This window comes from Seohaeicola zhoushanensis (assembly GCF_014656415.1).
In the GTDB taxonomy this organism is placed as follows: domain Bacteria; phylum Pseudomonadota; class Alphaproteobacteria; order Rhodobacterales; family Rhodobacteraceae; genus Seohaeicola_A; species Seohaeicola_A zhoushanensis.
This window is the reverse complement of record NZ_BNCJ01000002.1, coordinates 210,942-236,080: the sequence shown is the minus strand read 5'-3', so window position 1 is coordinate 236,080 and position 25,139 is coordinate 210,942. Positions and strand designations below refer to the sequence as shown.

At 68.7% G+C, this 25,139-nt stretch carries 25 protein-coding genes; 13 read left to right on the top strand and 12 right to left on the bottom strand.

All coding sequences use genetic code 11. From position 1 onward, the window contains the following. Positions 1–42 precede the first annotated feature (42 nt). Both IE266_RS05165 and hpaR read right to left on the bottom strand, forming a co-directional pair. Positions 43–1,197 (bottom strand): lytic murein transglycosylase, encoded by a 1,155-nt coding sequence (locus IE266_RS05165; protein WP_229863900.1) that lies wholly within the window; start codon positions 1,195–1,197, stop codon positions 43–45. Positions 1,198–1,288: 91 nt separating this feature from the next. After that, on the bottom strand, positions 1,289–1,741 hold the full coding sequence (gene hpaR, locus IE266_RS05160) for a homoprotocatechuate degradation operon regulator HpaR (protein ID WP_189678976.1): 453 nt from the start codon (positions 1,739–1,741) through the stop codon (positions 1,289–1,291). A 119-nt stretch (positions 1,742–1,860) separates the two neighbouring features. Here hpaR and IE266_RS05155 point away from each other — a divergent pair, with 119 nt between their 5' ends. The 6 genes from IE266_RS05155 (at position 1,861) to hpaH (ending at position 7,932) form a co-directional block, all read left to right on the top strand. Continuing rightward, positions 1,861–2,256 carry a 5-carboxymethyl-2-hydroxymuconate isomerase gene (locus IE266_RS05155; protein WP_189678975.1) on the top strand — a complete coding sequence of 132 codons (396 nt, stop codon included), beginning with the start codon at positions 1,861–1,863 and terminating at the stop codon, positions 2,254–2,256. After that, positions 2,249–3,760 carry a 5-carboxymethyl-2-hydroxymuconate semialdehyde dehydrogenase gene (hpaE, locus tag IE266_RS05150; RefSeq protein ID WP_189678974.1) on the top strand — a complete coding sequence of 504 codons (1,512 nt, stop codon included), beginning with the start codon at positions 2,249–2,251 and terminating at the stop codon, positions 3,758–3,760. The genes IE266_RS05155 and hpaE overlap by 8 nt, the downstream gene beginning before the upstream one ends. Before the next feature lie 120 nt (positions 3,761–3,880). After that, complete coding sequence (gene hpaD / locus IE266_RS05145; protein WP_189678973.1) at positions 3,881–4,861, top strand: 3,4-dihydroxyphenylacetate 2,3-dioxygenase; 981 nt, start codon at positions 3,881–3,883, stop codon at positions 4,859–4,861. A gap of 13 nt (positions 4,862–4,874) precedes the next feature. After that, positions 4,875–6,287 (top strand): pyridoxal phosphate-dependent decarboxylase family protein, encoded by a 1,413-nt coding sequence (locus IE266_RS05140; RefSeq protein WP_189678972.1) that lies wholly within the window; start codon positions 4,875–4,877, stop codon positions 6,285–6,287. Next, the gene (locus IE266_RS05135; protein WP_189678971.1) at positions 6,284–7,138 is read left to right on the top strand and encodes a fumarylacetoacetate hydrolase family protein; all 855 of its coding nucleotides are present in this window, start codon (positions 6,284–6,286) and stop codon (positions 7,136–7,138) included. The genes IE266_RS05140 and IE266_RS05135 overlap by 4 nt, the downstream gene beginning before the upstream one ends. Then, entirely contained in the window at positions 7,135–7,932 is a 798-nt protein-coding gene (gene hpaH / locus IE266_RS05130) for a 2-oxo-hept-4-ene-1,7-dioate hydratase (protein WP_189678970.1), read from the top strand. Before IE266_RS05135 ends, hpaH begins: the two co-directional genes overlap by 4 nt. Before the next feature lie 115 nt (positions 7,933–8,047). Here the strand turns inward: hpaH and IE266_RS05125 are convergent, their stop codons facing one another. Next, a complete protein-coding gene (locus IE266_RS05125; protein WP_189678969.1) occupies positions 8,048–9,169 on the bottom strand; it encodes a DUF3095 domain-containing protein in 1,122 nt (373 codons plus the stop codon). Positions 9,170–9,284: 115 nt separating this feature from the next. Here IE266_RS05125 and IE266_RS05120 point away from each other — a divergent pair, with 115 nt between their 5' ends. From IE266_RS05120 to IE266_RS05105, 4 genes are all read left to right on the top strand, one after another. Further along, positions 9,285–10,460 carry an MFS transporter gene (locus IE266_RS05120; protein ID WP_189678968.1) on the top strand — a complete coding sequence of 392 codons (1,176 nt, stop codon included), beginning with the start codon at positions 9,285–9,287 and terminating at the stop codon, positions 10,458–10,460. Between the two features lie 73 nt (positions 10,461–10,533). Further along, a complete protein-coding gene (locus tag IE266_RS05115) occupies positions 10,534–11,556 on the top strand; it encodes an aspartate-semialdehyde dehydrogenase (RefSeq protein WP_189678967.1) in 1,023 nt (340 codons plus the stop codon). 232 nt (positions 11,557–11,788) lie between these two features. After that, positions 11,789–12,004 carry a hypothetical protein gene (locus IE266_RS05110; RefSeq protein ID WP_189678966.1) on the top strand — a complete coding sequence of 72 codons (216 nt, stop codon included), beginning with the start codon at positions 11,789–11,791 and terminating at the stop codon, positions 12,002–12,004. Positions 12,005–12,068: 64 nt separating this feature from the next. Further along, positions 12,069–13,685, top strand: coding sequence for a DUF4139 domain-containing protein (locus tag IE266_RS05105; protein ID WP_189678965.1), 1,617 nt, complete (start codon positions 12,069–12,071; stop codon positions 13,683–13,685). Between the two features lie 28 nt (positions 13,686–13,713). Here IE266_RS05105 and IE266_RS05100 read toward each other — a convergent pair whose 3' ends face one another. Continuing rightward, complete coding sequence (locus IE266_RS05100; RefSeq protein WP_189678964.1) at positions 13,714–14,364, bottom strand: carbonic anhydrase; 651 nt, start codon at positions 14,362–14,364, stop codon at positions 13,714–13,716. 167 nt (positions 14,365–14,531) lie between these two features. Between IE266_RS05100 and IE266_RS05095 the strand changes: the two genes are divergently transcribed. From IE266_RS05095 to IE266_RS05085, 3 genes are all read left to right on the top strand, one after another. Next, the gene (locus IE266_RS05095) at positions 14,532–14,900 is read left to right on the top strand and encodes a hypothetical protein (protein WP_189678963.1); all 369 of its coding nucleotides are present in this window, start codon (positions 14,532–14,534) and stop codon (positions 14,898–14,900) included. Positions 14,901–14,978: 78 nt separating this feature from the next. Further along, entirely contained in the window at positions 14,979–16,361 is a 1,383-nt protein-coding gene (locus IE266_RS05090; protein ID WP_189678962.1) for a leucyl aminopeptidase family protein, read from the top strand. Then, positions 16,358–17,173: a C40 family peptidase gene (locus tag IE266_RS05085; protein ID WP_189678961.1), complete on the top strand. Its 816-nt coding sequence runs from the start codon at positions 16,358–16,360 to the stop codon at positions 17,171–17,173. The genes IE266_RS05090 and IE266_RS05085 overlap by 4 nt, the downstream gene beginning before the upstream one ends. A gap of 2 nt (positions 17,174–17,175) precedes the next feature. On the opposite strand, the gene IE266_RS05080 is transcribed toward IE266_RS05085, so the two are convergent. The 8 genes from IE266_RS05080 to purH form a co-directional block, all read right to left on the bottom strand. Further along, positions 17,176–17,514, bottom strand: a complete 339-nt coding sequence (locus IE266_RS05080; RefSeq protein ID WP_189678960.1) for a DUF2794 domain-containing protein — start codon at positions 17,512–17,514, stop codon at positions 17,176–17,178. A 31-nt stretch (positions 17,515–17,545) separates the two neighbouring features. Next, entirely contained in the window at positions 17,546–18,343 is a 798-nt protein-coding gene (locus IE266_RS05075; RefSeq protein WP_189678959.1) for a PaaX family transcriptional regulator C-terminal domain-containing protein, read from the bottom strand. A gap of 45 nt (positions 18,344–18,388) precedes the next feature. Beyond that, complete coding sequence (locus tag IE266_RS05070; RefSeq protein WP_189678958.1) at positions 18,389–19,651, bottom strand: SulP family inorganic anion transporter; 1,263 nt, start codon at positions 19,649–19,651, stop codon at positions 18,389–18,391. A gap of 56 nt (positions 19,652–19,707) precedes the next feature. Continuing rightward, the gene (locus tag IE266_RS05065; protein ID WP_189678957.1) at positions 19,708–21,024 is read right to left on the bottom strand and encodes a M16 family metallopeptidase; all 1,317 of its coding nucleotides are present in this window, start codon (positions 21,022–21,024) and stop codon (positions 19,708–19,710) included. Beyond that, entirely contained in the window at positions 21,021–22,319 is a 1,299-nt protein-coding gene (locus IE266_RS05060; RefSeq protein WP_373310535.1) for a M16 family metallopeptidase, read from the bottom strand. Before IE266_RS05060 ends, IE266_RS05065 begins: the two co-directional genes overlap by 4 nt. A 130-nt stretch (positions 22,320–22,449) precedes the next feature. Continuing rightward, complete coding sequence (locus IE266_RS05055) at positions 22,450–22,968, bottom strand: DUF3035 domain-containing protein (RefSeq protein WP_189678955.1); 519 nt, start codon at positions 22,966–22,968, stop codon at positions 22,450–22,452. Between the two features lie 50 nt (positions 22,969–23,018). After that, positions 23,019–23,504 (bottom strand): signal peptidase II, encoded by a 486-nt coding sequence (gene lspA, locus IE266_RS05050; protein ID WP_189678954.1) that lies wholly within the window; start codon positions 23,502–23,504, stop codon positions 23,019–23,021. Between the two features lie 6 nt (positions 23,505–23,510). Beyond that, positions 23,511–25,100, bottom strand: a complete 1,590-nt coding sequence (gene purH, locus IE266_RS05045; protein ID WP_189678953.1) for a bifunctional phosphoribosylaminoimidazolecarboxamide formyltransferase/IMP cyclohydrolase — start codon at positions 25,098–25,100, stop codon at positions 23,511–23,513. Positions 25,101–25,139: the final 39 nt, after the last annotated feature.

The following is a 25,139-nucleotide window of genomic DNA, read 5'->3' as shown; positions in this document are numbered from 1 at the left end:
AATTTGCCAGCATGATTATCCGGGTTCCGGGGCTTTGCGCCCCTACCCCAGCCGGCGCAGCAGCTCCATCGAGGGTTCGCCGGTCTCGGCCAGGCCGTTGCGGCGCTGGTAGTCGCGGATGGCGCTGATGGTCTTGGGGCCGATCACCCCGTCGCTGCCGCCGGTGTCGAAGCCACGCGCGGTGAGGCGCTGTTGCAGCGCCTTGCGGTCGTCCAGCGTCATGCCGCGCGCGTCGGGGCCGAACTTGGCGCGCAGCGGCCCGCCGCCGGCGAGGCGGTCGGAGAGGTGGCCGACGCCCAGCGCGTAAAGGTCGGAGTTGTTGTAGCGCTTTATCACCGAGAAGTTGCGGAAGACGGCGAACTGCGGCCCGCCCGGCTGCGGCTGGATCACCGAGACCGGGGTGCCGGAATTCGCGGCGGACGAGCCGAGCTCGCCGCCCCAGGGGCGGCCCCGCTCCCAGCCCGAGCGCGAGAGATAGGCGGCGGTCGAGGCCAACGCGTCGGTGGGATCGTCGGACCAGATGTCGCGCCGCCCGTCGCCGTTGAAGTCGACGGCATAGGCGAGATACGAGGTCGGGATGAACTGGGTATGGCCCATCGCCCCGGCCCAGCTGCCGGTCATGCCGGCAGGGGTGACATCGCCGTTTTCCAGGATCTGAAGCGCCGCGATCAGCTGCCCCTCGAAGAAGGCGCCACGACGGCCGTCGAAGGCCAGCGTCGCCAGCGAGGAGATGATCGGCGCATTGCCGCGCCGCTCGCCGTAGAAGCTTTCCAGCCCCCAGACCGCGACCACGACGTTGGCCGGCACGCCATAGCGCGCTTCGATGGCCGAGAGCGTGCCGCCGTGGCGCGCCAGCGCGGCGCGGCCCTTGGTGATGCGCTCCTCCGAGGCGGCGATGGCGAGGTAGTCTTCCAGCGTGCGGGTGAACTCGGTCTGGTTGCGGTCACGCTCGACCACGCCGGGCAGGAAGCCCACGCCGCGAAAGGCGCTGGCGACGGTTGCCGGCGAGATGCCCTTGGCGATGGCGCGCGCGCGGAAGCCGTCGACCCAGGCGTCGAAGGCAGGGTTGGGCGCGGTCGGCCACGACGGGCCCGGCGCCGATACCGTGGTCATCGGCCCCACCGGGTTCGAGCAGGCCGCCACCAGCCCGCCGCCCAGAATGGCGAGCATCGCCCGCCGGTCTATCCTGTAATGCATGATCCTGCCCCCGTCTGCTGCGGTTTGGGAACAGTCTACCCTGTCCGCCCGCCGGCGGAAAGGCGCTCGGATTGAAACGGCGAGGCCTCGCTCAGCCGGCCTCGGGCGGCTCCTGGTCGAGCTGGTTCAGCGCGGTCAGCAGGTCGAGCAGGGTATCGAACCGCTCGGGGCCAAGGCGGGTGCGCACCTCTTCGAGGAAGGCGAGGTTCTTGTCGAGGTTCTCCTCGATCAGCCGGCTGCCCCTGGGCGTGATGCGCACGATCTGGCGGCGGCGGTCGGTCTTGTCGGTCTTGCGCTGGATCAGCTTCTTCTCGTCCAGCTTCTGCAGGATGCGGGTGAGGCTGGGCAGCAGCAGGCAGGATTGCTCGGCGATGCGGGTCGGCTCCATCGGGCCGCCCTCTTCCAGCACCCGCAGGACGCGCCATTGCTGCTCGGTCACGTCGACATCGGCGAGAAGGTTGCGAATCGGCCCCATGACCTTTTCACGCGCCCGCAGAAGCGCGATGGGAAGCGACCGGGATGTGGACAACAAGGGTTTGGACATAGACCATTTTTGCCGATCCGCGACAACTGTGCAATGCTGTTGAGCAACGCCCTCCTTGACGGCACCGCAGAAAATGATAAACATGTTAAATATATCGGCTGCGGGGGAGCTTGCCGGGAATGCCGCATATCACTGTCGACTACTCGCCGAACATGGAAGACCGGGCCGATATGGCCGCACTTTGCGACCTGCTGCGCCGGGCCGCAATCGAAACCGGCGTGCTGCCGATGGCGGGCGTGCGGGTGCGGGCGATCCGGGCCGATCACACAAGCATCGCCGATGGCGATGCGGCGCATGGTTACGTCGATATCGCCCTGCGGCTGCGCGGCGGGCGCGACCTGGCCACGCGCAAGGCGGCCACGGCCCATGTCTTCGCCGCGGCCGAGGCCTTTCTCGCGCCGGCCATGGCGCGGCATTCCATCGCGCTCTCCTTCGAGATGCGCGACATCGACCCCGAGCTTTCGCCCAAGGCGGGCAACATCCGCGACCACCTGAAAGGGGAGGCTCATGACTGAGCTGCAGGCCAACCTCGACCGCCTCGGCGGGCTGCTGGAGCGGTTCCGCCGCGACGGGGTGATGAACCTGATCGGCGGGCAGAGCGTGCCGGCGCAGTCGGGCGCGACGTTCGACAATGGCTCGCCGGTGGACGAGAGCCACATCTGCGCGGTGGCGCGGGGCGGCGCGGCGGACATCGACGCGGCGGCCCAGGCGGCGAAGGCGGCCTTCCCGGCCTGGCGCGACATGGGCGGCGAGGCGCGGCGCAAGATCCTGCACCGCATCGCCGACGCCATCGTGGCCCGGGCCGAGGAGATTGCGCTCTGCGAATGCTGGGACACCGGGCAGGCGCTGCGCTTCATGTCCAAGGCGGCGTTGCGCGGGGCCGAGAACTTCCGCTTCTTCGCCGACCGCGCCCCCTCGGCGCGCGATGGGCAGATGCTGCCCTCCGAGACGTTGATGAACCTGACCACGCGGGTGCCGATCGGGCCGGTGGGGGTGATCACGCCCTGGAACACCCCCTTCATGCTCTCGACCTGGAAGATCGCCCCTGCCCTCGCGGCGGGCTGCACGGTGGTGCACAAGCCCGCCGAGTTCTCGCCGCTGACCGCGCGGCTGCTGGCCGAGATCGCCCGCGACGCCGGGCTGCCGGAGGGGGTGTGGAACCTGGTCAACGGGCTTGGCGAAGAGGCCGGGAAGGCGCTGACCGAACACCCCGATATCAAGGCCATCGCCTTTGTCGGCGAAAGCCGCACCGGGTCGATGATCATGAAACAGGGCGCCGACACGCTGAAACGGGTGCATTTCGAGCTGGGCGGCAAGAACCCGGTGGTGGTCTTCGGCGATGCCGATCTCGACCGCGCGCTCGATGCGGCGATCTTCATGATCTACTCGCTGAACGGCGAACGCTGCACCTCCTCCTCGCGGCTGCTGGTCGAGGAATCGGTGGCCGACAGCTTCCTCGCCCGGCTGACCGAGCGGGTGAAGCGCATCAAGGTGGGCCATCCGCTGGACCCGGCAACCGAGGTCGGGCCGCTGATCCACGAGACCCATTTCGCAAAGGTCTGCTCGTATTTCGACACCGCCCGCGCCGAGGGCGCGACCATCGCCGCCGGCGGCGCGCGGATCGGCGAAAAGGGCTGGTATGTCGCCCCGACCCTCTTCACCGGGGCCGACAACGCCATGAAGATCGCGCAGGAGGAAATCTTCGGCCCGGTCCTCACCGCCATCCGCTTCCGCGACGAGGAGGAGGCGCTGCGGATCGCCAATGACATTCCCTACGGCCTGACCGCCTATGTCTGGACCAACGACCTGACCCGCGCGCTGCGCTTCACAAACGTGCTCGAGGCGGGGATGATCTGGGTGAACTCGGAGAACGTGCGCCACCTGCCCACCCCCTTCGGCGGGGTCAAGGCCAGCGGCATCGGCCGCGACGGCGGCGACTGGTCCTTCGACTTCTACATGGAGACCAAGCACATCGGCCTCGCCACCGGCCAACACAAGATCCCGCGCCTCGGAGCCTGATTTCTCTTCTTTCCAAATACCTCCGGGGAGTTTGAGGGGCAGCGCCCCTCATCACAGAAAATCGAATGCGCGGCACGCGCTCATTTTTGGACCGCGCCGCCGCAGGAGGAGATGACGAAAATGCCGGTTCCCGCAGCGAACCTCTACCCGCCGTTCAACATCGTCCGGCTGAGCCACGTCGAATACCGCGTCACCGATCTCGCCGCCTCGCGCGCCTTCTATGTCGACACGCTTGGCCTGCAGGTGACCGACGAGGACGATCAGACCATCTACCTGCGCGCGATGGAGGAACGCGGCCATCATTGCATCGTGCTGGTCAAGGCCGGTGCGCCTTCGGTCGGGGTCCTGGGGTTCAAGGTCTTCGACGAGGGCGATCTCGACAGGGCCGCGGCCTTCTTCACCGCGCGCGGCCTGCCGGTCGAATGGGTCACCCGCCCCTTCATGGGCCGCACCCTGCGCACCCGCGATCCCTGGGGCATTCCGCTGGAGTTCTACGCGCGCATGGACCGGCTGCCACCGATCCACCAGAAATACAAGCTTTACAACGGGGTAAAGCCGCTGCGGATCGACCATTTCAACATGTTCGCCGCGGATGTCGATGCCTCGGTCGGCTTCTACAACGACATCGGCTTCCGGGTGACGGAATATACCGAGGACAGCGAGACCGGCCGGCTCTGGGCCGCCTGGATGCACCGCAAGGGCGGCGTGCATGATGTCGCCTTCACCAATGGCCTTGGGCCCCGCCTGCATCACACCGCCTTCTGGGTGCCGACCCCACTCAACATCATTGACCTGCTCGACCTGATGAGCACCACCGGGTATCTCGCGAATATCGAGCGCGGGCCGGGGCGGCATGGCATCTCGAATGCCTTCTTCCTCTACGTGCGCGACCCGGACGGGCACCGGATCGAGATCTATTGTTCGGACTACCAGACGGTCGACCCCGACCTGGAGCCGATCCGCTGGAATCTGAAGGACCCGCAGCGCCAGACGCTCTGGGGCGCGCCGGCGCCGCGGAGCTGGTTCGAGGAGGGCTCGATGTTCGAGGGGGCCGAACCGGTGGCCTCGGCATTGCAGGCGCAACCGATCATCGCGCCGTAGGGAGGGATTGGGCATGAAGTGGGATGAATTCGGCGCTTGGGGCGCGCGGGTCTCGGAATGGGCGCAGGCCTATCACCAGACGGTGGGCGACCGCCCGGTGCGGGCGCGCACCAGGCCGGGCGAGGTGCTGAACGCCCTGCCCGTGGCCCCGCCCGAGACGCCGGAGTCGCTGGAAGAGGTCTTCGCCGATTTCGAGCGGGTGGTGATGCCCGGCATCACCCATTGGCAGCATCCCCGCTTCTTCGCCTATTTCGCCTCGAACGCCGCGCCGGCCTCGGTGCTGGCCGAGTTCCTGGCGATGGCGCTCGCGCCGCAATGCATGCTCTGGCAGACCTCGCCGGCGGCGACCGAGATGGAAACCCGGATGATGGACTGGCTGCGCCGGGCGCTCGGCCTGCCCGAGCCGTTCCAGGGGGTGATCCAGGATTCCGCCTCTTCCGCCACGCTCGCCGCCGTGCTGACCATGCGCGAGCGGGCGCTGAACTGGACCGGCAACAGCGAGGGGCTGGCGGGCAACGACCGCGTGCGGATCTATTCGACCGCCGAGGTGCATACCTCGATCGACCGGGCGATCTGGATCTCGGGCATCGGCATCGCGAACCTCGTCCGCATCTCCACCAGGGGCGCCGGGCGCGGCATGGACCCCGAGGCGCTGGAGGCGGCGATCCTGGCCGACAGGGAGGCGGGGATGCTCCCCGCCGGGGTGATCCTCTGCGTCGGCGGCACCAGCACCGGGGCGAGCGATCCGATTGCCGCCTGTCTCGAGGTGGCCGAGCGGCATGGGCTCTATTCCCATGTCGATGCCGCCTGGGCCGGGTCGGCGATGATCTGCCCCGAATTCCGCCATCTCTGGGAAGGCGTCGAACGGGCCGACAGCATCGTCTTCAACCCGCACAAGTGGCTGGGCGTGCAGTTCGACTGTTCGGCGCATTTCCTGAAGAACCCCGACAGCCTTGTGAAGACGCTGGCAATCAGCCCGGAGTTCCTCAAGACCCATGGCGCGGACGGGATCATCAACTATTCGGAATGGTCGGTGCCGCTGGGCCGCCGCTTCCGCGCGCTCAAGATCTGGTTCGTGCTGCGCGCCTACGGGTTGGAGGGGCTGCGCGCCCGCCTGCGCAACCACGTCGCCTGGGCGCGGCAGTTGCATGACCGGCTGGCGGCGGAGCCCGATTTCGAGATCGTCACCCAGCAGATGTGGTCGCTCTTCACCTTCCGCTATGCGCCCGAGGGCGTGGCCGACCTGGATGCGCTGAACTTGCGCCTTGTCAATGCAATCAACGACGATGGGCGTATCTACCTGACCCAGACCCGAGTCGACGGCGCGATGGCGATCCGCTTCCAGGCCGGGCAGTTCGAGACGACCGAGGCAGACGTCATGATGGTACATGACGTCGTCACCGAGATTGCGAGGGGGCTGACATGAGCCGGTTTGCAAGCTTTTCCGCCGGGGGAGAGACCTTTTACGGCGCGATCATCGAGGGCGGCGCGGTGGCGCTGTCGCCGGAGTTCCCGCAATGGCCGACGCTGAAGGACGTGATCGCGGCCGATGGGCTGCACACACTGGCGATGGCGGCGCGCAACAGCGAGGTGACGCATTCCTCCTTCACCTACGAAATCCCGATCCCGGCGCCCGAGAAGATCATCTGCGTCGGCGTGAATTTCCCCGACCGCAACGCGGAGTACAAGGACGGCCAGGAGGCGCCGGCGAACATGTCGCTCTTCGTGCGCTTCCCGCGGTCGTTCACCGGGCACGGCCGGGCGCTGATCCGGCCGAAGGCCTCGGATCAGCTCGACTACGAGGGCGAGATCGCTGTGGTGATCGGCAAGGGCGGGCGGCATATCCCCGAGACCGAGGCGCTGAGCCATGTCGCGGCGCTGACGCTCTGCAACGAGGGCACGCTGCGCGACTGGGTGCGGCACGCCAAGTTCAACGTGACCCAGGGCAAGAACTTCGACGCCTCGGGCGCGATGGGGCCTTGGCTGGTGCCCTTCACCCATCCGGCGCAGATCGAGGACGTGCGGTTGACCACGCGGGTCAACGGCGAACTGCGGCAGGACGACCGGACCGGGCGGATGATCTTCCCGGTGGCGCGGCAGATCGCCTATATCTCGACCTTCACCACACTGGTGCCGGGGGACATCATCGTCACCGGCACGCCGACCGGCGCGGGGGCGCGGCTGGACCCGCCGCAGTTCCTCAGGCCCGGTGACGTGGTCGAGGTCGAGGCCGAGGGCATCGGCATCCTGCGCAATACCGTCGAGGACGAGGCATGACGCCAGAGCAGGTTGCGGCAGCGGCCGATGCGCTATTCGAGGCCGAGCGCAGCGGCGTGCAGACCGGGCTGCTCTCGCTCGCCTGGCCGGGCATGGGCATGGATGACGCCTATGCGGTGCAGGCGGCCTTCGTCGCACGGAAGATGGCGGCGGGGCGCAAGCGGATCGGCTGGAAGATCGGGCTGACCAGCCGAGCGATGCAGGACGCGCTGAAGATCGACACGCCGGACAGCGGGATATTGCTCGACGACATGCTCTTCGCCGATGGCGCCGAGGTGCCGGCGGGGCGGTTCATCCAGCCGCGCGTCGAGGCCGAGATCGCCTTTGTCATGAAGGCGCCGCTCTCGGGCGGCGAAAGCCGCGAGGCGGTTATCGCGGCGACCGAGACTGTCGCGCCTGCGCTGGAGATCCTCGACACCCGCGTCCTGCGGGCCGATCCGGCAACCGGCCGCGCGCGGATCATCACCGACACCATTTCCGACAATGCCGCCAATGCCGGGATCGTGCTGGGGGCCGAGCGCCATGCCATCGACGCCTTCGACCTGCGCTGGGTCGGGGCGGTGGTGACGCGCAACGGGGTGGTCGAGGAGACCGGCCTCGGCGCGGGCGTGCTGAACGACCCGGTGACATCCGTGCTCTGGCTGGCGCGACGGATGGCGCAATACGGCCAGCGGATCGAGGCCGGCGACCTGGTGCTCTCGGGCTCGTTCATCCGGCCGGTCGAATGCCCGCCCGGCGCGCGCATCGCGGCGGATTTCGGGACGTTCGGGAGCGTTTCGGTGCGTTTCGGATAGGCGAATTCCTTCGAGGAATTCGGTCCGTTTTCCTGCGAGGAAAACGGGCGCCGGCGGTTGGGTCGGGACAAAAATCCTCGCAGGATTTTTGACGTTTTCCGCGAGGGACAACGGCTCAGCGGGCCTTGATCTGCGCCGCCGCCAGGGCATACCCGCCCGCCGCGCCGTCGATGAAATGCACGTGGTCCTCCTGCATAGCCGAGGGCACGATGCAGGTCATCATCGCCTCCTCCTGCTCGTAGAGACCGTAGCGGATACTGCCCTCGGCCTGCGCCGCGTCGAGTACCGCGCGCAGGCGGGACACGGTCTCGGGGTCACAATCGAGCGTCATCTTCAGCCCGTCGTCGAACTTGCGGAAATCGGCGTTGCGGCCGACCGCCTGCTTGTAGGCGCGCGGGTCGAAGCGGCCGACGCGCAGGTCGAAACGGAGCACCGCCCAGGCGAAGAAGGTCTCGGCCAGCAGGGCAAGGCGGTTGCGCCGGCCCGCTTGTGCCTCGAGCGCGATGCCCGAGGGCGGCCAGCCGACCGGGGCGCCCTGCACCGGTATCGGGTGGCCGTCGCGGTCGAGCGCACGGGCGATGGACAGCACCGCCTCGGCGGTCCGGGCAAAGCCCGTGCCGGGCACGCCCCCTGCGGGCACGATGACCAGCGACAGGATGGTGCCGTTGCGGGCGCGGATATGCGACCAGCGGCAGGAGAGGCCGGTGAGGTCGGGCCGGGTGCCGGCCCTTGCGGGCGGCAGGGCGAATTCACCCGCCTTCATCCGCGCCTCGAGCCAGGCGATCCCGCCCCCGGCGAACATCGCGTAATCGACATCGGGCGAGGCCTGGTGCCTAGCCACCGCCACGTCGACCCCGGCCGAGCGGATCTGCACCAGGCTGGCCTGGGCGATGCGCAGGGTGATGCCGAATTCCTCGCCCGCCCAGCGCTGCACCGCCGCCAGCTGCGCCGCCGCGATGCCCGCCTGCCCCGGCGCGGTGGCAAAGGCCGCGCCGTCGCCGCCGAAGACATAGGGAAAGGCCCGCCCGCCGGCGGCATTGATCTGCGCCGAGATCACCGCCGCGCCGATCATGTTGACCGTCTTGTAGCGCCCCGCGGCGATCTCGCGGGTCGAGCCGACGATATCGGCGCATCCCACCACCCAGTCATCGGGCAGCGCGGCATAGCTCGCGGGATCGGCCAGGGCCTCGAAGGCGGCGAGCCGGGGCAGGCTGTCGTAGAAGGCGGCGCTCTCCATGCCCCTGTCTAGCACCCTGCCCGGCCGCCTGGATAGCGCCTGCGCGATTGCCCGCTTGCGCCCGGCCGCCCGCCGTGCCACGCAGGCGGGACCTTTCGGGAGGAGGACAATCGAAATGCAGGCCGGTCTGGTCCTTCTTTGCCTTGCCTATGTGCTGAGCCAGTTCTTCCGCGCCTTCCTCGCGGTGCTGACCGCGGTGCTGGAGCGTGACATCGGCGCGCGGCCCGAGGACCTGGCCGATGCCTCGGGTCTGTGGTTCCTCGCCTTCGCGGCGATGCAGCTGCCGGTGGGCTGGCTGCTCGACCGGGTCGGGCCGCGGCGCACCGCCTCGACCCTGCTGCTGCTCGGTGGCGGCGGCGGCGCGGCGGTTTTTGCGCTGGCGAGTGCGCCCGCGCATATCAGCGCCGCCATGTTCCTGATCGGGATCGGCTGCTCGCCCGTGCTGATGGGCTCGTATTACATTTTCGCCCGTGAATATCCTCCGGCGCGCTTCGCCACGCTGGCGGCGCTGATGCTGGGCATGGGCTCGGTCGGCAATCTCGTCGCCTCCTATCCCACCGCGCTGGCGGTGGAGTGGATCGGCTGGCGCGGGGCGCTCTGGACCCTGTCGGCGCTGTCGGCAGCGGTGGGGCTCGGAATCTGGATGACCGTCCGCGACCCGGCCCGCCACGAGGGCGGCGGCGGCGGATCGGTGCTGACGCTGCTGAAGCTGCCGGTGATGTGGACCATCCTGCCGATGATGTTCGTCTGCTACGCCCCCTCGGGCGCGGTGCGCGGGCTGTGGATCGGCCCCTATCTGCGCGACGTCTTCGGCCAGGACACCACCCAGATCGGCACCGCCACGCTGATCATGGGCTGTGCGATGATCGCCGGCACGCTCTGCTTCGGGCCGCTGGACCGGATGCTCGGCACCCGCAAGTGGGTGATCTTCGCAGGCAACCTCGGCGGCGCGCTGGCGATGCTGGCGCTGGTGGCGGTGATCGACCATTCGGTGGCCGCCTCGGTCATCCTGATCGCCGTGGCGGGCTTCATGGGTGGCACCTTCGCGCCGATGATCGCCCATGGCCGCGCCTTCGTGCCGCCGCACCTGGTGGGGCGCGGGGTCACGCTGATGAACCTCTTCGGGATCGGCGGGGTCGGGCTGATGCAATTCGCCTCGGGCCGGATGCACCAGAGCTTTGCCGGCGGCGCGGACCCGACCGCGCCCTATGCGGCGATCTTCCTGTTCTTCGGCCTTGCCCTGCTGTTGGGTACGGCGATCTACCTCTTCTCGCGCGACAGTCTGGATTAAGGCCTTTCCCCAGCCAAGCTTTGCCTATATGGAACCGGCGCCGGATCGCGCCGGCCATTCTTGGAGAAGAAAAATGGGTTACCGCGTCGTCGTTGCGGGCGCCACAGGCAATGTGGGCCGCGAAATGCTGAACATCCTGGCCGAGCGCCAGTTCCCGGTGGACGAGATCGCTGCGCTGGCATCGCGCAAATCGCTCGGCACCGAAGTCAGCTTCGGCGACAAGACCATCAAGACCAAGGATCTGGACACCTTCGACTTTACCGGCTGGGACATCGCGCTCTTCGCCGTGGGGTCGGGCCCGACCAAGGAATACGCCCCCAAGGCGGCCAAGGCCGGCTGCGTGGTGATCGACAACTCGTCGCTCTACCGCTACGACCCGGATATCCCGCTGATCGTGCCTGAGGTGAACCCCGAGGCCGTGATGGGCTATGCCAAGAAGAACATCATCGCCAACCCGAACTGCTCGACCGCGCAGATGGTGGTGGCGCTGAAGCCGCTGCATGACCGCGCGAAGATCAAGCGGGTGGTGGTCTCGACCTACCAGTCCGTTTCGGGCGCCGGCAAGGACGGCATGGACGAGCTCTGGGACCAGACCAAGGCGGTCTACAATCCGACCGACGACAAGCCGGCGAAGAAGTTCACCAAGCAGATCGCCTTCAACGTGATTCCGCACATCGACGTCTTCATGGAAGACGGGCAGACCAAGGAAGAGTGGAAGATGGTCGTCGAGACCAAGAAGATCATCGACCCCAGCATCAAGGTCACCGCGACCTGCGTGCGGGTGCCGGTCTTCGTCGGCCACTCGGAAGCGGTGAACGTCGAGTTCGAGGAGTTCCTCGACGAGGACGAGGCCCGCGAGATCCTGCGCGAGGCGCCGGGCTGCATGGTGATCGACAAGCGCGAGAACGGCGGCTACGTGACCCCGATCGAATGCGTCGGCGACTTCGCCACCTTCATCAGCCGGATCCGCCAGGACTCGACCATCGACAACGGTCTGAACATGTGGATCGTCTCGGACAACCTGCGCAAGGGCGCGGCGCTGAACGCGGTGCAGATCGCCGAGCTGCTGGGCAACCGGGTGCTGAAGAAGGGCTGAAGCCCCTGGCCCTCCTCCCGGACGGGGGGAGGGGTTTTCTTTGTAATGACCGGAGAGGTCGCGGCCCCTGGGGCGGGCCGCGCATGGGGGCGCTGCCCCCGCCGCGCCTGCGGCGCGACTCCCCCGGAGATATTTTCAAAGAAGAGAAGCAGCAGGCGGGGCGCGGTTAGGTCGGCCTTAACGCCTTTGCGGCATATGCTGACTGGCCACCGATTCCCGGCCAGGAGCGCGCATGGAAGAGCTGCATTTCAACTGTCCCGCCTATCTTGCCCAGCGGTTCTGGCTGATGTGCGCCGAGCGGCGCGAGACGCCGGGCGCGGTGCTGCGCGAGTTCATGCTGGGCGAGATTTCGAAGACCGATGCGGGGTTCGAGTTCGACCTGAAGGCGATCACCGGGTTCGACGCCTGGGCCATCCGCGAGGGTAAGCAGGGTGGCACGCAGAGGTAGCCCCGGCTTGATTTGCGCGCGGCCTTGGCAGAGGCTGAGGGCATTGCTGCCCGAGGTATTCGTCATGCGCGTTCTTCTTCCCCTCGTCGCCTTGCTGATCGGCTCTCAGGCGCTGGCCGAGGACATCGTTCTGGCGAGCCCGGTCACCGGCGCGACCGTCTACACCGCGGGGGCCGAGATCGTGCGGCGGGTGCCCTTCTCGGTGCCACCGGGCAAGCACCGGCTGATCCTGCAGGATCTGCCGGCCTCGACCGATTTCGAAAGTATCCGCATCGAGGCGGAGGGCGTGGTGGCGGGCCCGCTGACCATGCGCTCGGATTTCACGCCGCCGCGCGACCGGCGCAAGCGGCCGGAGGTGCAAGCCGCCGAGGCGCGCGTCGAGGCGCTGGAGCGGCAGATCGAAGGGGTGCGCGACCGCGCGGCCGCCGCGCGCCTGGCTGTCGGGGCGGCGGAGGTGCGCAGGCAGTTCCTCGGCGATCTCGGCAAGGCTGAAGGCATGGCGACCGCCGGGATCGATGCGCTGCGGGCGCTGTCGCAGATGATCGGCGACGAGGCGCTGGACGCGGCGCGGGCGGCGCAGCTGGGCGAGATCGACGCCCGGCGCACCGAGCGCGGGCTGGCCGACCTGGAGGACCAGCTTGCCGATGCCAGACAGGCGCTGGCGGCGGTGACGCCCGAGAGCGGCGCGCGGGCCTATCTCGCGCTGGAGGTCGAGGCGGCGGCGGCGACCGAGGGGGCGCTGACGCTGAGCTATTACACGCAGGATGCCTTCTGGGTGCCGGTCCATGACCTGCGGCTCGACCGCAAGGCGGGGCGGCTGGCGATCGAGCGGGGCGCCCATGTCGGCCAGCACACCGGCGAGAGCTGGCGCGAGGTGGCGCTGGTGCTGTCGACCGCCGAGCCCGCAAGCCAGATGGAGCCGCGCGAGATCTACCCGCGGCTGCGGCGGATCGAGGACCCGGTGGTCTATCGCGATGCCACCGCCGGGGCGCGGCTGGCGGCGGCGCCGATGGCCGAGCCGGTGGTCGTGGCGCAGCAGAAGGCGATGCTGGACCTGAGCGGCCATGTCGCCACCTACCGCTATCCCGAGCCGGTGACCGTGACGACGGACGCCGACTCGGTGCGGCTGAAGCTCGACACATTGGAGCTGGAGGCGAAGATATTCGCCCGCGCGGTGGCGGGATACGGCGAGAGCAGCGCCTTCCTCGGTGCCCATGTGGTGAACAGCAGCGGCGAGGAGATCCTGCCCTCGGTCCAGTCGGCGCTCTATGTCGATGGCAGCTATGTCGGCTCGACCGCCACGGAAGCGATTGCCGCCAATGACAAGGCAGACCTGTTCTTCGGCCCGGTGAAGGGGTTGCTGCTGGACCGCGTGGTCGAGGACGAGAACGAGGGCAACCGCGGCTTCATCAGCCGCTCGAACGAACAGGGCGAGACGGCGCGGCTGACCCTGCGCAACCTGACCGGCGAAGCCTGGGAGGTGACGGTGCTCGACCAGGTGCCCTATGCGACGCAGGAGGAACTGGAGATCACCTGGCAGGCCGACCCGCGCCCGGATGTGACCGACTGGCAGGACAAGCGCGGCGTGCTGGCCTGGGAGCTGAGCATCGGGCCCGGCGAGGAGAAGCGGATCACCCTGCGCCAGAAGCTGAGCTGGCCCGAGGGCAAGGTGCTGCAATAGGGGCGCGCAGCCGCGCCCCCGCGCGCGGTCAGACCGGGATGAACTTGCCGGTGTCGCCTTCGTACCAGGCCAGGCCGCCCTCGCCGATATCGGTCCAGAGGCCGTGCAGGGTGAGCTGGCCCTCGTCCACCGCCTGCTTGACGAAGGGGAAGGTCATCAGGTTCTCGAGCGAGGCGACCACCGCGAACTGCTCCAGCGTGCGGATCTGCTGGGCGCCGTCCTCGATGTCCTTCACCAGCTCGAACTTCGGCTTGAGGATGTCCATCCAGCGGCCGACGAAGCTCTCCTTGACCTCGAGCTGCGGGGCCTTGCCCTGGCACATGTCGAGGCAGCCCTGCACGCCGCCGCATTGCGAGTGGCCGAGCACGATGAGATGCGCGACGCCGAGCACGGTCACCGCGTATTCCACCGCGGCCGAGGTGCCGTGATGGTCGCCATCGGGTTCGTAGGGGGGCACCAGGTTGGCGATGTTGCGGTGGATGAAGAACTCGCCCTGGTCGGCCCCGAAGATCGAGGTGACATGCACACGGCTGTCGCAGCAGGAGATCACCATCGCGCGCGGATGCTGTCCGCCCGAGACGAGTCGGCGGTACCAGGCCTGGTTCTCCTTGTAGGTGGTGGCCTTCCAGCCGTGGTAACGCTGCACCAGATACTGTGGCAGGGGGCGGGCGGTACTCACATCAACTCTCCTTGCGCGGATTGCTTCCGGGGTCAGATAGCGCGGATTGTTACCGAATTTAAGGGAATAAAGCACGGCGCCTAAACCTTTTGCAAAGATCGCAGGCGCATGGTCGGCGCCTGCCGTGGGGGCGGGAAAGAGCTTAGGGGTGCGTGGTGGCCGAAGTGATGGACCTTGTTCAAATCGAGAGCGTGCGGCTGGATCAGGACCGGCTGCACGCGCTCTACCTGCAGATGGGCGAGGCCGGCGCCGAGGACGTGGTCTGCCGCGCCATCGAGGAGCTGGCGGTGCGGCTGGCCCATTGCGAGCGGCTGTGGCGGGAACAGGACCTGGCCGACCTGCGCAAGAGCGCGCGCTCGCTGATCGCGATCTCGGACCAAGTGGGCATGACGACGCTGGCGCGGGTGGCGCGGGACGTGACGCTGTCGATCGACAGTGGCGACCGGATCGCCGTGGGGGCGACGCTGTTCCGGCTGATGCGGATCGGCGACCGCTCGCTGACCGCGGTCTGGGACTTGCAGGATATCTCTATCTGATATGACATAAACGCCCCTTGCAGCCCCCGCCATGGGGCGTAGGCTGCGCGCCGACCGTTCCGACGCAAGAGGCCCCACATGCCCTATCAGTTCGCCCCGCCCACCGATGCCGCCCTGCCCCTGCACGTGATCGAGGCCGCCGCGCTTGACGCCTGGCTTGACGGGCAGGCGCCAGAGGTTGCGGCCTGGGTCCGGCTCAACGGTTTTGCCGGCAAGATCGGCCAGGCGCTGCTGGTGCCGGGCGCCGGCGGTCTCGCGGCGATGGCGCTGGCGGGCTATGGCTCGGCGCGCGAGCGCGCGCGCGGGCATTTCGCGCTGGCGGCGGCGGTGGCGAAGCTGCCCGAGGGCACCTATGCGCTGGCCTCGGGGCTGGAGGGGCCCGAGCGCGAGACCGAATGCCTGGGCTGGCTGCTCTGCGACTATGCCTTCGACCGCTACCGCAAGAAGCATCCCCGCGCGGTGCGGCTGGTGGCGCCGGAGGACGTCGACGCGGCCCGCATCGAGGCGATTGCCGCCGCCGAGGCGATGGTGCGCGACCTGGTCAACACCCCGACCTCGGACATGGGGCCCGACCGGCTCGAGGCCGCCGCGGCCGAGCTGGCGCAGGCACATGGCGCGCGGTTCTCGTCGGTGGTGGGCGACGACCTGCTGGAGCAGAACTTCCCGATGATCCACGCGGTGGGCCGCGCCTCGACCACCGCGCCGCGGCTGATCGAGTTCCGCTGGGGCGAGAGCGGGCCGAAGCTGACGCTGGTCGGCAAGGGCGTCTGCTTTGACACCGGGGGGCTGGACCTGAAGCCCGCCGCCAGCATGAAGCTGATGAAGAAGGACATGGGCGGGGCAGCCAACGTGCTGGGCCTGGCCGCGATGATCATGACGCTGAAGCTGCCGGTGCAGCTGCGCGTGCTGATCCCGGCGGTCGAGAACTCGGTGGCGGGCAACGCCTTCCGCCCCGGCGACATCCTGACCTCGCGCAAGGGGCTGACGGTCGAGATCAACAACACCGACGCCGAGGGCAGGCTGGTGCTGGCCGATGCGCTGGCGCTGGGGGCCGAGGAGGCGCCCGACCTGATGATCTCGATGGCCACCCTCACCGGCGCGGCGCGCGTCGCCGTGGGGCCGGATATCGCGCCCTTCTACACCGATGACGACGACGCGGCGGCGCGGCTGGCCGAGGCGGCGAAGGCGGTCGACGACCCGGTCTGGCGGATGCCCTTCCACGCGCCCTACGAGAAGAAGATCGAGCCGGGCATCGCCGACCTCGACAACGCGCCCGAGGGCGGATTTGCCGGGTCGATCACCGCCGCGCTGTTCCTGCGCCGTTTCGCCGGAGACGGGCGCTACATGCATTTCGACATCTACGCCTGGCAGCCGTCGAGCGAACCGGCACAGCCCAAGGGCGGCTCGGGCCAGGCGATCCGCGCGCTGTTGCAGGCAATTCCGGGCATCGCCGCATCATGAGCGACGCCCGCGAAATGCTGTTCAGCGGCCGGGTTGCGCATGAATCGCTGCGCGGCAAGGTCGAAGCCGAGAGCTATGTTCCCGGCCGAACGCGCCGCATCTGCCACCCGGTCGCCGACGTGCTGCGCGCGGCCGGTCCGGGGCGGCTGGACCGGCAGCTTCTGATGGGCGAGCCCTTTCTCGAGATCGACCGCAAGAACGGCTACAGCTTCGGCCGGGCCGAGTTGAGCGGCTTTGTCGGCTGGGTGGCGACCAAATCGCTCGACGACGGGCCGGCAGCGACGCACCGGGTCGCGGTGCGGATGACGCTGGCCTTCGCCACGCCCGATATCAAGACGCCTGCGCCGACGAGCCTGAGCCTGAACAGCCGGCTCTGCGTGATCGGCAGCGAGGGGCGGTTCCTGGTCACCGACGAAGAGCGGTATATCCCCGCCAGCCATCTCGCGCCGCTCGACAGCCCCGCGACCGACCCGGTCGAGGCCGCGCGGCTGCTGCTTGGCACGCCCTACCTCTGGGGCGGCAACTCGGCTTTCGGGATCGACTGTTCGGGGCTGGTGCAGGCCAGCCTGCGCGCTTGCGGCCTGCCCTGCCCCGGCGACAGCGACCAGCAGCGCGTGCGGCTGGGCACCGAGATGCCGGCGGGCACGCCCTATGCGCGCGGCGACCTGCTGTTCTGGCCGGGCCATGTGGTTACTGTGTCGGGGCCCGAGACCATCCTGCACGCCAATGCGCATTACATGGCGGTGGTCGAGGAACCGATTGCCGAGGGTCTGGCGCGGATGGGCCCGCCCATCGCGCACCGGCGGCGATAGGCCTATTCGACCGCGCGGATCAGCTTGCGTTCGAGCACGCGGAGCACCGTGCGCAGGTCGTGTCCGCGCTTGAGGATGCGCCCGTCCATGCCGACGACCGAATACATTCCCTGCCGGCCACGCAGGCGGGGATGCTTCTCGATCCGGTAGAGCGGGTTCTCGGCGGTGCGGCGGAAGACCGAGAAAACCGCCATCTCGCGCAGGCAGGAAATGCCGTAGTCGCGCCATTCGCCGGCGGCGACCATCCGGCCGTAGAGCGTCAGGATTTCCTGCATCTCGCGGCGGTCGAAGGCGACCTGTTCCTGCATGTTCGGGAACGGATAGGGCGGCTGGATCGTCATGACACAAGACTTGCGCCAAACGCCGCGCAAATCAAGCCTGTTGCGGGCCCCGGAAGCGTAGCGCGAAACGGCCGTCCGCCTGCGGCAGGCGGTCGGGGTCGTCCTCGGCGGTATCGAGCCAGGTCTCGGCCAGCGGCGCGATGCGGGCATAGGTCTCGGCCACCTGGCGGCGCGGCTCGGCCAGCGGCGTGTCGGCGGGCATCAGCTCGGGCGGCAGGTCGGCGTAGCGCAGCACGATGCGGCGCCAACGGTGGATCAGCAGCATCCGCGCGGCGGCGGCGTCGAGCGGGTCGCTGATCACCGTAGTGTGCAGCGCGCGCAGGTCGCACGCCAGCCCGTCGAGCGCGGCGCGATGCGCCTCGGGCAGCAGCGTGGCGCGCCAGGCGTCCGAGAGCCGGGCGAGTTGGCCGGTCACCAGCAGGTCGGCGGGGCCGGCCTCGTCGGCGGGGGTCAGCCGCAACTCGGGTGCGCCGCCGGTCAGCGTGGCGGCCAGCGCCCATTCGGCGACCGGGGCGCGACGCGGGGCGGCATAGATGCGGGCGGTGGCGGGGGCAAAGGTGTCGAGCCCCTCCTGGCTGAGGCGGTAGAGGCTGAGCCGCCCGCGCCGCTCGCTGCTGACCCAGCCGTCCTGGCCAAGGCGCGACATGGCGGTGCGCATGGTGCCCTGCTCGACCCCGACGCGGCCCAGCAGGCGGCCAAGCCGCCCCGAGGAGACCGCGCCGCCGCGATGCTGGAACAGGTCGCCAAAGGCGGTGATGACCAGCGACCAGACGCGCAGGCGGCCCTGCGCGTGGAGGTTTTCGATCAGCGGGGCAATCGGGTCGCTCATGGGGGCATGGACTTACCCGGCGCGGCCGGTCTTCACAAGACCGGCTCAGCGTTCGGGCGTCTGCCAGTCCGAGGGCGGCACATGGCGGCGGCGAAGCCGCAGGGCGAGGCCCACGGCCACCCCGACCGAAATGGCGACGGTGAGGTCGGCCACCACCGTCAGCAGCAGTGTCATCACGATCAGCAGCCGGTCCGAGCGGCGCGCGGCCATGTAGCCCTTCCACTTGTGCGGCTCGCTCATGTTCCAGGCGGTGAGGATCAGCAGCCCGGCCAGCGCCGGCATCGCCAGATAGCCCGCCAGCGGCGCGGCCAGCAGCATCACCAGCAGCACGGTCAGCGCGTGAACGATGCCCGCCACCGGGGTGCGCCCACCGGCGCGCACGTTGGTCGCGGTGCGCGCGATGGCCCCGGTGGCCGGCAACCCGCCGAACAGGGCCGAGCCGATATTGGCCGCGCCCTGGGCGATCACCTCGGCATTGGGGCGGTGGCGGTCGCCGATCATGCGGTCGGCCACCATGGCGGAGAGCAGCGACTCGACCCCGGCCAGGAAGGCGATCACCAGCGCCGAGGGCAGCAGTTCAACCACCCGCTCGTAGCTCAGCGCCGGCAGCGCGGGCATCGGCAGGCTTGAGGGCAGATCGCCAAAGCGCGACTGGATGGTGTCGACCGGCAGGTCGAACAGCGCCACCGCGCCCGAGGTCAGGCCGACGGCGACGATCAGTCCCGGCAGCTTGGGGGCGAGGCGGCGGAAGAGAACGATCAGCACCATCGTCGCCAGCCCGATAAGCAGCGAAACCGGGCCGAGGCTGGCCCGCGCCTCCCAGAGCGCAGGGAGTTTTTCGAGGAAGTCCGCCGGCACATGGGCCATGGACATGCCGAAAAGGTCCTTGATCTGGCTGGTGGCGATGATGACGGCGATGCCCATGGTAAAGCCACTGACCACCGGTTCGGGGACATATTCGATCAGCACGCCGGCGCGCAGCCAGCCGGCCAGCAGCAGGATGATGCCGGCCATCAGCGTGGCCAGCACCAGCCCGTCATAGCCGTATTTGGCGATGACGCCGTAGACCACCACGATGAAGGCCCCGGTCGGCCCGCCGATCTGCACCTTGCTGCCGCCGAGCAGCGAGATCAGCAGCCCGCCGACGATGGCCGTGATGAGCCCGGTGCCGGGATCGGCGCCCGAGGCGATGGCGATGGCGAGGCTGAGTGGCAGCGCCACCATGGCGACGCTGATGCCGGCCAGCAGGTCGGCCGTGAAGAGCCGCCTGTCATAGACCGGGAGGGTACTTAGGATCTGGGGACGCATGATGCGCCGAGCCTAACGCCCGGCGCATCTGCCGCAATGGAAATTACGCGCCCGCGTCAATTGCTCGCGGTCGAGGTCAGCCCGTCGGGCCTGCCCACCACCACGAAGTGCAGGTTGGCGGGGTCGAGCAACTCGCGCGCCACGCGGTTTGCCTCGTCCAGCGTCACCGCGTTCACCATGTCGTTGCGGGTGGCGATGTAGTCGATCGGCAGGTTCTGCATCTGCATACCCAGCAGGATCTCGGCGATGTCGCCGTTGCTGTCGAAGCGCAGCGGATAGGCCCCGGTGAGATAGGTCTTGGCGTCGGCCAGTTCCTTCTCGGTCACGCCGTCCTGCGCCATCTTGGCCCATTCGTCCTTGATGACCTGCACCGCCTCGGCGACGGTGGCATTCCCCGAGGAGACCGAGCCCATGTAGACCGAGGCGAGATCCTTGGGCGCGAGGTAGGAGTAGACGCCATAGGTCAGGCCACGCTTTTCGCGCACCTCGTTCATCAGGCGGGATTCGAAGCCGCCGGCGCCGAGGATCTGGTTCACCACATAGGCGGCGAAGAAGTCCTTGTCGTCGCGGTCGATCCCCTTCTGGCCGAAGACCGCCACCGATTGCGGCGTGTCGAAGTCGATCACGGTGACGCCGCCCGAGATGGTCACATCTGCCTTGGGCGGCAGCGGTGCGCCGGTGGCGGGCAGGTCGCCCAGCAGCGTGTCGAGGAGTTTGCCCAGCTCCTCGGGGGTGATGTCGCCCACGGCCGAGACATAGAGCCGGTCACGCGCGAAAACCGCCTTGTGCGCGGCGAGCATGTCGTCGCGGGTCAGCGCGGTGACCGAGTCGATGGTGCCCTTGCCGTCGCTGCCATAGGGGTGGGTGCCGAAGGCCATGGCCGAGAAGGCATTGCCGGCGATGTCGCGCGGGTCCTTGGCGTCGGAGGCCAGCCCCGAGAGCACCTGCGCGCGCACCCGGTCTACCGCGTCCTGGTCAAAGCGCGGCGCGTGGATCGACTGGTGCAGCAGGGCCACCGCCTCGTCGCGGTTCTCGGTCAGGAAGCGGGCCGAGATATCGACGGAATCGTCGTTTGAGCTGTAGCTGAACGAGGCCGCGAGCCCTTCGAGCGCGCGGGCGAAACCGCGCGAGTCGAGCTCGGCCGAGCCTTCCTCGAGCAACGCCGTCATCAGGTAGGTCGCGCCCCGCTTGCCCGGCGCATCGAGCGAATTGCCGCCCCGGAAGCCGAGTTCGAGCGCGGTGAAGGGGATCGAGTGTTCCTCGACCAGCCAGGCCTTGATGCCGCCCGGCGAGGTCACTTCCTGGATCTTCACCTCGGCCCAGGCCGGCAGCGCGACGAGGAAGGCCGCGACGGTCAGTGCAAAACGGATCATTGGGTAACCTCCCCATCGCGCATCAGCCAGCCGGTGACCGAGCTTTCGTCGCGGAACACGTCCTGCGCGGCCTTCATGATGTCCTCGGCGGTGATCGATTGCAGCACGTCGGGCCAGGCCTGCACGTCCTCGACCGTCAGCCCCACCGCCAGCGCGCGGCCATAGCGGTTGCCGATGCTGCTGACGTTGTCGCGTTCATAAACCTGCGAAGCGCGGAGTTGCATCTTGATGCGGTCGAGCATCTCGGCGTCGACGCCCTTCTGCATGAAATCGGCAATCGCCTTGTCCATCGCCTCCTCGGCCTGTTGCAGCGTCACGCCGGGGGCCGGCACCACGACCAGGTCGAAGGTCGTCTTGTCGAGCGTGGTGCCATTGTAGAAGGCACCGGAATAGACCGCCGTCTGAGTGTCGAACTGCAGCTTTTCGGTCAGGAAGGAGGTGGTGCCGCCGCCCAGCAGCTCGGCCAGCAGCGAGAGCGCCGCGGCCTCCTTCTGGTCGCCGCTGTTGCGTTCGGGCGCGAGGTAGGAGCGGCTGATGTAGGGCTGCGCCACGCGGGCGTCGCGGTAGGTCAGGCGGCGCGCGGCGGTCTGCGGCGGCTCCTGCGTGCGGTAGCGCTGCGGCAGGTCGGGGTTGGCGGGGATCTTGCCGTAATATTCCTCGGCGAGGGTCTTCACCGCGTCCGGCTGCACGTCGCCCGAGACCACCAGGATCGCGTTGTTGGGCGCGTAATAGGTGCGGTAGAAATCGAGCGCGTCGGCGAGCGAGAGCTCTTCCATCTCGTGCCGCCAGCCGATCACCGGGGTGCCGTAGCGGTGGTTGAGGAACTGCGCCGCGCTGACCTGCTCGCCGAAGAGCGCGCGGGGGTTGTTGTCGGTGCGCTGGTTGCGCTCTTCCAGGATCACGTTGCGCTCGGTCACGATGTCCTGCTCGGACAGGCGCAGGTTGACCATGCGGTCGGATTCCATCTTCATCATCAGCCCGAGCCGGTCGGCGGCGACCCGCTGGAAGTAGGCGGTGTAGTCGTAGGAGGTGAAGGCGTTGTCCTCGCCCCCATTGGCCGCGACCGTGGCCGAGAACTCGCCCGGCTTGAGCGTGTCGGTGCCCTTGAACAGCAGGTGTTCTAGGAAGTGGGCCACCCCGCTCTCGCCCACGGGTTCATCGGCGGAACCGGCGCGGTACCAGACCATCTGCTGCACGACCGGCGCGCGGTGGTCCTCGACCACCACCACCATCATGCCGTTGTCCAGGGTGAAGGTCGTGACCGCCTCGTTAGCACGCACCGGCGCGGCAAACATCAGCGTCAGCGCCACAAGGGGCGTCAGAACACGTTTCATCAAAGGTCCTTTCCTCGCATGTCCCACTAGTTACGCCCCGCGCAGGCGCGTTCAAGTGGATTGCAGAAAAGTAAGATTCCGTGAGCGCGCGTCAGCGGTTGCGCGCCGGCGGTGAGGTCGGGGTCTCGCGGCCCGAGTAGCGCCAGCGCTGGGTCTCGTCGAACGGGTCGATCTTGTCGCGGCGATAGGCCTGCGAGTAGCGGTCGACCGGGAACAGCCGGAAGCGGCCGCTGCGCGCCGATCGCTTGCGGAACTTGGCGTCGGCCTCGGCCAGCGCGACGCGGGTGTCGGCGGGCACGCCATAGCGGCTGGCCTGGGCCAGCAGCGCGGCGTCGGTTGCCGGGACGGCGGTCTGGCCCAGCATGTCGGGCTTGCCGCCCAGCGCGGCCACGGCCTCGGCATTGGGGTTGATGTCGGTGATATTGGTGCCGCCCGGCGTCGGCTCGGGCAGCGCGCGCAGCTCGACCGGCATGGTCAGCGGCTTGGCCGGCATCACCAGGAACTCGTCGGGGCCGTCACCGTTGTGCCGCAGGTCGTGCAGACCCTTGTTCGAGCAGCCGGAAACCCCGACCGCCAGCGCCAGAACGACCAATCCCACCAAAGTCCGCAACGGTCCACTCCCACCTGTTGACGGGGTTTTAACGCATATCCCCGCCGGGGTCACGATCCCTTTTTGCGCTTGGATGCGCGCGAGTCGAACAGGATCAGCATCCCGGCCCCAAGGAAGATGAAGATATCGGCGACGTTGAAGACGAAGGGATTGCGGATGGTGCAGCAGGACATGTTCAGGAAGTCGAGCACATAGCCATAGGCCAGCCGGTCGACCACGTTGCCCAGCGCGCCACCGATCAGCAACCCGGCGCCGATCAGCAGCGGCAGGTTGCTGGCGTGGCTGCGGCGCACCCAGACCAGCACCGCCCCGACCACGATCAGCGAGAAGACGATCAGCACCCAGCGCGCGGCGTCGCTGTCGCCGTCGAGGAGGCCGAAGTTGATGCCCCGGTTCTCGCCGTAGCGGAAGGTCAGCAGCGGCGGCAGCACGTCGATCTGGTGGCGCGTGGCCAGCCCCATCGCGTGCACCACCGCGTATTTGCTGGCCTGGTCGAGCAGCAGCGCGACCAGCGCGGCGAGGGAGAGCGCCCGCATCGCCGCTCAGTGCCGGAAGTGGCGCATGCCGGTGAAGACCATCGCCAGCCCGGCCTCGTCGGCCGCCGCGATGACCTCGGCGTCGCGCATCGAGCCGCCCGGCTGGATTACCGCCGTCGCCCCGGCCGCCGCCGCCTCCATCAGCCCGTCGGCGAAGGGGAAGAAGGCGTCGGAGGCGACCACGGCGCCCTTGGCGAGGCTTTCCGGCAGGCCGAGCGCGTCGGCCATGCGCTGCGCCTTGATGGCGGCGATGGCGGCGCTGTCGACCCGGCTCATCTGGCCGGCGCCGACGCCGACGGTCGCGCCGTCACGGGCATAGACGATGGCGTTGGACTTGACGTGCTTGGCGACCTTCCAGGCGAAGAGCAGGTCGGCCATCTCCTGCGCGGTGGGCGCGCGTTTGGTCACGACCTTGAGGTCGTTCTGGGCGATGCGGCCCGCGTCACGGTCCTGCACCAGGAAGCCGCCCGCGACCTGGCGGAAGGTCAGCCCTGCCGCCGAAGGATCGGGCAGCGCGTCGGTCAGCATCAGGCGCAGGTTCTTCTTGGCCGCGAAGATCTGCAGCGCGGCGTCATCGGCGCCGGGGGCGATCACCACCTCGGTGAAGATGCCCGAGATCGCCTGCGCGGTCACCGCGTCCAGCGGACGGTTCAGCGCAACGATGCCGCCGAAGGCCGAGGTGCGGTCGCAGTCGAAGGCGCGCTCGTAGGCTTGCAGCAGGGTCTCGCCCACTGCGACGCCGCAGGGGTTGGCGTGCTTGATGATGGCGCAGGCCGGGGCGTCATTCGCCGCGAATTCCGCCACCAGCTCGTAGGCCGCGTCGGTGTCGTTGATGTTGTTGTAGGACAGCTCCTTGCCCTGCACCTGCCGCGCGGTGGCGACGCCGGGGCGGGCCGAGCCGTCGGTGTAGAAGGCCGCCGACTGGTGCGGGTTCTCGCCATAGCGCAGGGTCTGCGCGAGCGTGCCCGCAAAGGCGCGGCGGCGCGGCGTGGTCTCGCCGATGGCGCCGGCCAGCCAGGTCGAGACGGCGGCGTCATAGGCGGCGGTGCGCGCATAGGCGGTCAGCGCGAGGCGCTTGCGGAAGGCCAGCGAGGTGGAGCCGTCGTTGGCTTCGAGTTCCGCCAACAAGGCGGCATAGTCCTCGGTGTCGATCACAACGTTGACGAAGGCGTGGTTCTTGGCAGCGGCGCGGATCATCGCCGGGCCACCGATGTCGATGTTCTCGACGCAGTCGTCGTAATCGCCGCCCTTGGCCACGGTGGCCTCGAAGGGGTAGAGGTTGACGACCAGCAGGTCGATGGCGCCGATGCCGTGCTGTTCCATCGCGGCGACATGGCCCTCGTCGTCGCGCAGGGCCAGCAGGCCGCCGTGGACCATCGGGTGCAGCGTCTTGACGCGGCCGTCCATCATCTCGGGAAAGCCGGTCAGCTCGGAGACGTCCTTGACGGCCAGACCGGCCGCGCGCAGCGCGGTGGCGGTGCCGCCGGTGCTGACGAGTTCCACCCCGCGGGCGGCCAGGGCATGGCCAAGCTCGGCCAGCCCGGTCTTGTCGGAGACGGAAAGCAGGGCGCGGCGGACGGGGTGCAGGTCGGTCATGACGGATCCTAGGTTGGGGCAGCAGTCGCGGCTGCCTTT